General features: G+C 66.7%; 7 protein-coding genes. 1 reads left to right on the forward strand and 6 read right to left on the reverse strand.

The window, feature by feature from the left end:
* Nucleotides 1-47: 47 nt before the first annotated feature.
* Complete coding sequence (locus GXB81_RS08105) at nucleotides 48-1,313, reverse strand: D-amino acid dehydrogenase (protein ID WP_167284467.1); 1,266 nt, start codon at nucleotides 1,311-1,313, stop codon at nucleotides 48-50.
* Nucleotides 1,314-1,330: 17 nt separating this feature from the next.
* Nucleotides 1,331-2,590, reverse strand: a complete 1,260-nt coding sequence (locus GXB81_RS08110) for an MFS transporter (protein WP_167045520.1) — start codon at nucleotides 2,588-2,590, stop codon at nucleotides 1,331-1,333.
* 345 nt (nucleotides 2,591-2,935) lie between these two features.
* Between GXB81_RS08110 and GXB81_RS08115 the strand changes: the two genes are divergently transcribed.
* Nucleotides 2,936-3,883, forward strand: a complete 948-nt coding sequence (locus GXB81_RS08115) for a tyrosine-protein phosphatase (protein ID WP_205988799.1) — start codon at nucleotides 2,936-2,938, stop codon at nucleotides 3,881-3,883.
* Between the two features lie 370 nt (nucleotides 3,884-4,253).
* Here the strand turns inward: GXB81_RS08115 and GXB81_RS08120 are convergent, their stop codons facing one another.
* From GXB81_RS08120 to GXB81_RS08135, 4 genes are all read right to left on the reverse strand, one after another.
* The gene (locus tag GXB81_RS08120; protein WP_205988800.1) at nucleotides 4,254-5,561 is read right to left on the reverse strand and encodes an ATP-binding protein; all 1,308 of its coding nucleotides are present in this window, start codon (nucleotides 5,559-5,561) and stop codon (nucleotides 4,254-4,256) included.
* The gene (locus GXB81_RS08125) at nucleotides 5,558-6,298 is read right to left on the reverse strand and encodes a response regulator (protein ID WP_167045530.1); all 741 of its coding nucleotides are present in this window, start codon (nucleotides 6,296-6,298) and stop codon (nucleotides 5,558-5,560) included. Before GXB81_RS08125 ends, GXB81_RS08120 begins: the two co-directional genes overlap by 4 nt.
* A 211-nt stretch (nucleotides 6,299-6,509) precedes the next feature.
* Entirely contained in the window at nucleotides 6,510-7,259 is a 750-nt protein-coding gene (locus tag GXB81_RS08130; RefSeq protein WP_205988801.1) for a response regulator, read from the reverse strand.
* Between the two features lie 185 nt (nucleotides 7,260-7,444).
* Nucleotides 7,445-7,726: SDR family oxidoreductase (locus tag GXB81_RS08135; RefSeq protein WP_205988802.1), on the reverse strand; the 282-nt coding region annotated here is incomplete at its 5' end.

Consider the following 7,726-nt stretch of genomic DNA (forward strand, 5'->3'; position numbering starts at 1 on the left):
GGTTTTTTTATGGCGCGCTGCGTTTGCTGGCCCGGCTTCTCGCGCCGCTACTTGCGATAGCGCGCCAAGGTCAGCCCATCGAGATCGATTTCCGGCTTGCGCTGCGTGATCAGGTCCGCGACCACGCGCCCCGAGCCCATCGACATCGCCCAGCCCGTCGAGCCGTGCCCGAGGTTCAGCCACAGATTCTCCACGCGGCACGGACCGAGCAGCGGCGCGCCGTCGGGTGTCATCGGCCGGCGGCCTACCCAGAAATGCGCCGAGGTCGGCTTGGCCGCATGCGGAAACCAGTCGCGCAGCACCTTGAGCAGCGTCTGCAAAGCCTGTTCGCGCAGTGTCGTCTGATGATTGCCGAGTTCCGCCGTGCCCGCCACGCGCAGGTTGTTGCCGAAGCGCGTGATCGCCGTTTTCAGCGATTCGTCCATGAGCGCCGCGTGCGGCGCCTTTTCTTCGTCGATGACGGGCAACGTCGCCGAATACCCCTTCACCGGATAAAGCGGCACCTTCACGCCGAGCGGCGCCAGCAGCGCCGGGCTATCGACGCCGAGCGCGACGACCACGTGGTCGGCCCGCAGCGTCTCGATGCCGCGCTCGCTCTGAATCTGCACGCCGCGTACCGCACGGCCTTGCACGTCGAGCGAGTCCACGCGCGTATCGAAGCGGAAGCGCACGCCGTTGCGCTCGCAGATCGCGCGCAACTCGCGGGTGAAGCGCGCGCAATCGCCGGCCTCGTCGTCGGGCAGATAAAGGCCCGCGTGCGGCGCCTGCTGCGCCCAGCGCAAGCCGGGCTCGATCTCGACGCACTGCGCCGCGCTGACTTCCCGATGCGCGATGCCCGCGTCGCGCAGCACCGCGAGCGCCGGCTGGGCCAGCTCGACGTCGAAGTCGCTGCGAAACAGTTGCAGATAGCCCTGGCTGCGGCCGTAGTCGAACGGATGACGGCCGCGGAATTCGTGCAGACACGTGCGGCTGTAATACGCGACGCGCTGCATGCGCTGCTTGTTCACGCGAAAGCGTTCGAGGTCGCATTCGCGCAGCCAGCGCGCGATCCAGCGCCATTGGGCCGGATCGAACGTCGGCCGGAAGATCAGGGGCGAAGCGGGCTTGAACAGATATTTGAGAATCTTCGCCGGCATGCCGGGCGCGGCCCACGGCGTCACGTAGCCCGGTGCGATCACGCCGGCGTTGCCGAAGCTCGTGGAGAGCGCGACGTCGGGTTCGCGCTCGATCACCGTGACTTCGCAGCCTTGCTGGCACAGGTAAAAAGCCGTGGCGACACCGATCACGCCGCCGCCGAGAACAATCGTTTTCATGAGTATGTACGGCGAATTCAGGCGGCGGAGCGGCTCGCGCCGAGCACCTTGCCTTTCGTTTCCGGCAGGCACAGCGCGGCGACGATCACGAGCAGATAGCCGGAGCCCGCGACGATGCCCATCGCCTTCACGAGCGTCATGCCCTGCGCGAGCGTGCCGACGAGGATCGGAAAGAACGAGCCGACGCCGCGCCCGAGGTTGTAGCAGAAGCCTTGTCCCGAGCCGCGTATCTCGTTCGGATACAGCTCGGACAGATACGCGCCCACACCCGCGAAAATGCCCTGCACGACGATGCCGAGCGGGAAGCCGAGCGCGAGCATCATCGTGTCGGTGACCGGCAGCATCGTGTAGACCATGCCGAGCACGAACGAGCCGATCGCGAACAGCACGAACGACGCGCGCCGGCCGATCCGGTCGCACAGAATCGCGCCGACGATATAGCCGGCGAACGAGCCGACGATCAGCACGATCAGATAGCCGCTCGTGTTGAACACCGACAGATGGCGCACGGTCTTCAGGTACGTGGGCAGCCACGTCGTGATCGCGTAGTAGCCGCCGAGCATGCCGGTGCACAGTGCGCTGCCGAGCAGCGTCGTCTTCAGATGCGCGGCCGAGAAGATCTGCATGAAGTGCGAGGTGTTGAAGCCGCTTTCGCGCGCGCGGCGCGTCTCCAGAAAGATGTCCGGGTCGCTCACGTTGCGGCGGATGTAGATGATCCACGCGGCGGGCAGCAGGCCGATCCAGAAGCAGGCGCGCCACGCGTACTCTTCAGGCAGCAGCGCGAACGCGGCCCAGTAGACGATCGCCGCGGCTGCCCAGCCGAACGACCAGCTGCTCTGCACGGTGCCGACCGCCTTCGCGCGATGCTGCGGAGAACGGATCGTCTCGGCCATCATGATCGTCACGACCGACCACTCGCCGCCGAAGCCGATGCCTTGCAGCGTGCGCGTGGCGAGCAGCTGCCAGAACGACTGCGTGAAGCCCGACAGGAAGGTGAAGATCGCGAAGGTGGCGATCGTCCATTGCAGCACGCGGATGCGGCCGTGGCGATCGGCTAGAATGCCGGCGAGCCAGCCGCCGAGCGCCGACGAGATCAGCGAACTGGTGGCGATCATCCCCGCTTCGCTTTTGCTCAGACCCCATGTTGCGATCAGCGTCGGGATCAGAAACGAGTAGATCATGAAGTCGAACGCGTCGATCGCGTAACCGCCGAAGCCGGCATAAAGCGTGCGGCGCTCGCGCGGAGACAACTCGGTGAACCATTGGAGAGAAGCCATGTTTTGTTGTGGTCTCCAGGTTTCTTTTGCCTGCGGGGGCTGAACGATAGGTTTTCTGTATTTTACGGGGATGCGGCGTCGTGCGGTCGGATGTGGCAAAAATGGCATCGAGCGGTAACGATCGCGTAATCACCGATAAGACACGCAAGCTGGCGGAAATCGGTTTCAGAACGGCGCGTCGCCTCTGCCCGGTCCCGCACACGCTGCCGTACGCGCTTCGCGAAAGGCTGTGTTGATCTCGCCCTTTTCCTTACCGCCTACTACGGTGTAACGCAAAAGTTATTGACGAACGTTAAACTGCGTCTGCAGCCCGGCTGCACGCCCCCTTCCTTACCGTCACCCCTGATGCCCGTTTTCGCGAAAAACCGTTCGCCGTTCCGCCTTGTTGCCAGCACGACCGTGCAGGCAGGCCATGACGCGTCGGGCGAAACGTCGGTAGCGCGGCGGCGTTTCCTCTGGGGTTCGGCCGGCGCGCTGCTGGCCGCCGGGTTCGGCAGCACGCTGCTGTCGGCGTGCGGCGGCAGCCTCGACCCCAATCAGGTGGAGACGCCGCGCCTCGCATCGGTCACCAATTTCCGCGATCTCGCGGGCGTGGGCAGCGGCTATCCGACCGTCGACGGCAAGCAGATGCGCCGCGGCGCGTTCTATCGCTCGAATGCGTTGACCTTGAGCAGCGCCGACGAAGCGACGATCGACAAGGTCGGCATCGCAGCGATCTACGACCTGCGTACGCCCGCCGAAATCGCGCGCAATCCCGACAGCCTGCCGGCCGGCGCGTTCGCGCGCCGGCTCAATGTGCTCGGCACGAACGACTTCATTGCGCCCACCTTCGATACGTCCGCGGACGCCGTCGCGTTCATGGAGGCGCAGGCGCGTGCCTACGTGACGGGCGACGCGCAGCGGGCCGCGTACGGCACGTTGCTCGCCGCGCTCGCCGACGGCGCGGGCGCGCAGCTGTTTCATTCGAATGCGGGGAAGGATCGCGCGGGCTGGGTCGCGGCGCTGCTGCTCAGCATCGCCAACGTGCCGCTCGACGTCATCATGCAGGACTATCTGCTCAGCAACACCTATCTCGCGCAATCGATCGCCGCGCAAACGGCCACGCTGCGCGTGCAGGACGGCGCCGCCGTCGCCACGGTCGAAGCACCGTTGCTCGACGTCGAGGAAGGCTATCTGCAAGCGGGTTTCGAGCAGGTGCAGGCGAGCTACGGCACGATGACCGGCTATCTGACGCAAGGGCTCGGTCTTTCCGCTGCGACGATCGACGCGTTGCGTAATCGGCTTGTGCACTGAGGTAACCGGCTCGCACTGAGCGACGTGTGCACTAAGCGGCTCGTGGACTGAGCCGCACGGCGATCGGCCGTGAAGCCGCGCGGCAGGAGCAGCGCGGGCAAGGGCGGCACCAAAAAGAACCGGACAAAAAGGCCGGGCAAAAAAAATCCGCCCCAAGGGCATGGGCGGATGGAGAAGGGCGGCATTGAGGTTGCCAAGGCCGACTATAAAGCCGTAGCCAGTGCCGAAGGCGATCCGGTAAGGGCGTGTAAGCGCATGGCGCCGCGTGTGTGCGTGAGCATGAGCGGGCGGCGTCTGTTCGAGCGCGCCTCGCCCATGTGCCGGCGCCGCGCCGCTCGGGTTGGCCGCGCCGCCGCTTGCCGCGTCATCCTCAAGTCACCGCCACATTCACCGGCAATTCGATCCGCACTTCGAGTCCACCCCGCGCATGATTGCGCACCTGGCAGCGTCCGCCGCGATCATGCGCGAGCCGCGCGACGATCGCGAGGCCGAGGCCGCAATGACCTTCGCCGCCGCGCGCGGCGTCGAGCCGCACGAACGGTTTCATCGCGGCGGCGATGCGGTCGTCGGGAATGCCGGGGCCATGATCGCGCACGCGGATCGTCCAGCGCCCGTCGTTGCGCGCGGTCGCGATCTCGACCGGCGGCATGCCGTGTTCGAGCGCATTGTCGACGAGGTTCGTGACGAGCCGGTCGAGCAGCGTGCGCGGTAGCGTGAACGATGCTCCGGCGCGCAGATCGAGCGCGAAGAGCGGCGCTTCGGCGGTGTCGGCGGCTTCGGCCATTTCCGCGCCGCCGGCGTTTTCACCGGCGGAAAACTGCTCGCGCAGGAACTCGTCCACTTCGACAGGCGGCCCGGCGTCGGCCGACTGGCCCGCGAATTCGAGGAACTGCTGGACGATGTTGGTCAGCGAATCGACGTCGCGAATCAGGCCGGCGCGCTCGCTTTCCTCGACCAGCACGCTCGCGCGCAGCTTCAGGCGCGTGAGCGGCGCCTTCAGATCGTGCGCGACGCCGGCCAGCATGACGGCCTGGTCGTCGCCGGCTTCGTTGAGGCGCCGCATCATGTCGTTGAACGAGCCGATCAGATCGCGCAGCTCGCGAGGGCCCTGCACGGGCACGGGCTCGGGCCGCACGCCCGAGCCGAACTCGCGGGCCGCGTCGGCGACGCGCGAGAGCGGCCGTTGCATCTGCCAGACCGCGAATAGCGAGAGGATCAGCGCGGCAAGCAGCATCGAGACCGCCTCGACCAGAAAGCGCGGCGGCGGCGGCACGTCGACCGGCACGACGACCCAGTTCGATTTGCCCGGAAACAGCACCCAGAGTTGCGGCGGACGCAGATCGTCGACGGCGATCTGCGTGCCGCCCGGCAGGTTCTCGCGCAACTGCTGGCCCAGTTCGATCAGCAGACGTTCCTTCGGCTCATGCAGATGCACGCTCGTCGGCATGTTCCAGGTGGGCACGAGATGCACACGCATTGCGGGCGCGAGCGCGGCGCCCTTGATCGGCTCGCCGTTGATCGCCTGCAGCACGAGCAGAATGCCGCGCGCGAAGCCGTCGATTTCATGGCGCGGCGGCTGCATCGTCACGAGCACGAACCAGCTTGCCTGAATCGCGAACAACACCGCGGCAGACAGCAACGCCATTCTGCCGAACAGCGTGTTCAGCGGATTTTTCATGCGCTCGGGGCGGCCTCGTCCTCGAAGGGCGCGCTGCTGGCGTCGGGCACGAACACATAGCCCTTGCCGCGTACCGTTTGCACGTAGCACGGATTGGACGGGTCGTCCTCGATCACGCGGCGCAGACGCCAGATCGGCACGTCGAGGCTGCGGTCGCGGAAGGCCAGGTTGTCGCGATGCACGAGGTCGTGAATCAGCACGCGCGACAGCACCTTGTACGGGTTGTTGACGAAAATCTTCAGGAGCGCGAATTCACTGTCGCGCAACGGCAGTTTCGCGTCGTCGCGGGTCAGCGAGCGCGTGGTGAAGTCGAGTTCGAACGGCCCGAAGCGATAGCGCTTGCGCGCTTCGGGCGCGCTCGTGGTAGACGGCCCGCGCCGGCGCAGCACGGTCTGGATGCGCACGAGCAGTTCGCGCGGATCGAACGGCTTGGTCAGGTAGTCGTCCGCGCCGAGCGAGAGGCCGACGATGCGGTCGGCCACCGTGCCGCGCGCGGTCACGAAGATCACCGGAATGTCGTCGCCGGCGGCGCGCAGCGCGGTGAGCGCGCGCAGGCCGTCGGTGTTCGGCATCATGATGTCGAGCACGACGACCGACGGCCGCTCGCGTTCGAGACGGCGCTGCAGATGCGTGCCGTCGTGCAGCACGGACGCATCGAAGCCGTTCGACTGCAGAAACTTGCAAAGCAGATCGCGTACGACCGGATCGTCGTCGACGATGAGGACCTGTGGATTCATGGCGAAATTCTAGATGGGCGCGTGCGGCAGGCGGCCGGGCGTTTCCTTACCAATGCTTACGGTGTGACGCGGGACTTGCCGGCGCGCGACGCAAGGTGCAACGCTTACCAGCGCTTACTTTAGCACTGCTTCGACGGGCTGCCGGGGTTGTGGCCGGCCGATGCGGCGCACTGCGCCGGCGCACGGAAGCGCGGCGTTTCGAGCCCCGGTTTCAGTGTTCCCGGAGCGGCGGCGCGAGCCCGCGCCCGGTTGCGCCGATCTCGCCATCGGGCACGAACACGTAACCGCGTCCCCACACCGTTTGCACATAGCGCGGCGCCGACGGGTCCGCTTCGATGAGCCGGCGCAAACGCCAGATCGACACGTCGAGGCTGCGATTCCGATGCGTCTCGTCGTTGCCGCGCAGTTTTTCGAGCAATTGCGCGCGCGTGAGCACGGTCATCGCATGCGTGACGAACACTTTCAGCATCGCGAATTCGCTCGAACGCAGCATGATGCGTTCGCCGTCGCGGCGCAGCTCGCGCTCGGGGAAATTCACTTCGAAGTGGCCGAAGCGATAGGGCGCGCGCTGCTCGGGCGCGCCCGGCGCAACCGTGCCGCGACGCCGCAGCACGGTGCGAATCCGCGCGACCAGTTCGCTCGGCTCGAACGGCTTGCCGAGATAGTCGTCCGCGCCGAGTTCGAGGCCGATCACGCGGTCGATCGGCTCGGCGCGGGCGGTCAGCAGGATCACGGGAAGGTCGTCGCCGGCGACGCGCAACGCCCGCAGCGCGCTGATGCCATCGAGCTCCGGCATCATGATGTCGAGCACGACGAGCGCGGGGCGTTCCTCAAGCAGGCTGCGCTGCAGCGCCATGCTGTGTTCGAGCGCGACGACCTTGAAGCCGCGCCCTTGCAGATATTCGCTGACGAGTTCGCGCACGACGGGATCGTCGTCGACGATCAGGATGGTCTGGTTCATTCAGGGCATCTTAGTGATCCGCGCGGGCCGGGCAAAGCGTGTCCGGCTTTCGAATCCTTTCCGATGTAAGACGCGGCAAGCGGCCGGTGCTCGATGGGGCGGCGCGGGTGGCCGGTGCCGTGCCGGCTGTCGTACGCACGATTTTGCGCGCACGTTGTTGCGCGCTGCGTGGCGAGGGACGCGGCTCAGCCGAGCGTGAGCCCGCCATCGATATGGATCACCTGACCGGTGATGTGACGCGCTTCGCCGGAAAGCAGGAAGGCGATCAGCGCGGCGATGTCGGTCGGTTCGGCGACGTGGCCGAGCGGTGTCGCCTCGGCGGCGTGCGCCCATGCCGCCACGTTGTCGGCGCTCGGGCCGCGGTCCTTGCGCGTATAGCCGGGCGCTACGCAATTGACGGTCACGCCGCGCGGCGCAAGCTCGGCGGCCGCGGTTTTCGCGAGCGATTCGAGGGCCGCCTTCGCCGC

Source organism: Paraburkholderia sp. Ac-20336 (assembly GCF_017105025.1).
GTDB lineage: Bacteria > Pseudomonadota > Gammaproteobacteria > Burkholderiales > Burkholderiaceae > Paraburkholderia.